Genomic DNA, 1,271 nt, shown 5'->3' with positions numbered 1-1,271 from the left:
GGCTGCGCCGGTGCGGTGGGCGTCGGCGAGGGGCCGGAGCTCGGTTCGGAAGGCGGGGGCGCGGAGGCGCGCGGCGGCGCGGGGAGCGCGGTGGTCGGACCGTCACCGGCCGGCGCGTCCTCCAACGGCAGCGAGCCGGAGAGCGAGGTGGACGACGCCGGGACCGGGTCGGCACCGGGGGACGGCCCCCCGGGGCGCGGGCCCTGCCCCGGACGCTGCTCCGCCGCCGCGCCACGCTCGTTCACCGGCAGCACACCGCGCAGGGAGGACTGTCCCGCCGGCGGCTGCCCCTGGGGCGGGGTACGTGGCGGAGCGGCGGGCGGAGGCGGTTGCCCGGCCCGACCCGACTGTGAGGATGGCCACGGAACCTGGCCCTCCAACCGTGGTGAGGCTGACACAGGCTGCTGTTCCGCCGGGCCACGGGGTACGGTGCCGTCCGGAAAGCGGTCCCGTGAGCGGTCCTGCGCACCGTCGGTCCGGCCTGTCGGCCGGTCGTCCGGTGGCCTGGGCGCACCTACCGGTGGTTGTCCGGTTCCGGACACTCGGAGCTCCTTGACAGTCATTCGGGCAACACGGGACTGGAGTGACATCCGCGACGGCGGCTCGGACGCGGCTTCGACGAAGTTCGCGTTCCAGACTAGGACGCGGGCACCAGCAGGACGCACGGTGCGGTCGGCGCGCCGCACCCACACAGAACAAGCGAGGATCCGAGTGGAGTTCGACGTCACGATCGAGATTCCCAAGGGGGAGCGGAACAAGTACGAGATGGACCACGAGACGGGTCGAATCCGTCTCGACCGGACCTTGTTCACCGCGACCCAGTACCCGGCCGACTACGGCTTCGTGGACAACACGCTGGGTGAGGACGGCGACCCGCTCGACGCGATGGTGCTGGTGCAGGAACCGACCTTCCCCGGCTGCCTGATCCGTTCCCGTGCCATCGGGATGTTCCGGATGCGGGACGAGAAGGGCGGCGACGACAAGGTACTGTGCGTCCCCGCTGACGACCCCCGTTCCGAGCACCTGCGGGACATCCACCACCTCGCCGAGTTCTACAAGCTCGAGATCCAGCACTTCTTCACGGTCTACAAGGAGTTGGAGCCGGGGAAGAGCGTCGAGGGCGCCATGTGGGTCGGGCGGGCCGAGGCCGAGGCCGAGATCAAGCGGTCCTACGAGCGGCTGAGGACGACGGACCACTGAGCCGCCGGTCCGCACCCACCGCGCGGTGCGGATGAGGCAGGGTGGCGTGGCCCGACGGGCCACGCCACCCT

The 1,271-nt window shown here is 71.7% G+C and carries 1 protein-coding gene and 1 pseudogene; one reads left to right on the top strand and one right to left on the bottom strand.

Annotation, left to right across the window (positions count from 1 at the left end; all coding sequences use genetic code 11):
- Window positions 1-245: pseudogene (locus ACTIDRAF_RS34685) on the bottom strand (hypothetical protein); the annotation flags it as partial.
- 466 nt (window positions 246-711) lie between these two features.
- Here ACTIDRAF_RS34685 and ACTIDRAF_RS0226115 point away from each other — a divergent pair.
- Entirely contained in the window at window positions 712-1,200 is a 489-nt protein-coding gene (locus tag ACTIDRAF_RS0226115) for an inorganic diphosphatase (RefSeq protein ID WP_016701576.1), read from the top strand.
- Window positions 1,201-1,271 lie beyond the last annotated feature (71 nt).

It is taken from the genome of Actinoalloteichus spitiensis RMV-1378 (assembly GCF_000239155.1).
GTDB lineage: Bacteria > Actinomycetota > Actinomycetes > Mycobacteriales > Pseudonocardiaceae > Actinoalloteichus_B > Actinoalloteichus_B spitiensis.
This window is presented reverse-complemented; position numbering and strand designations above follow the sequence as displayed.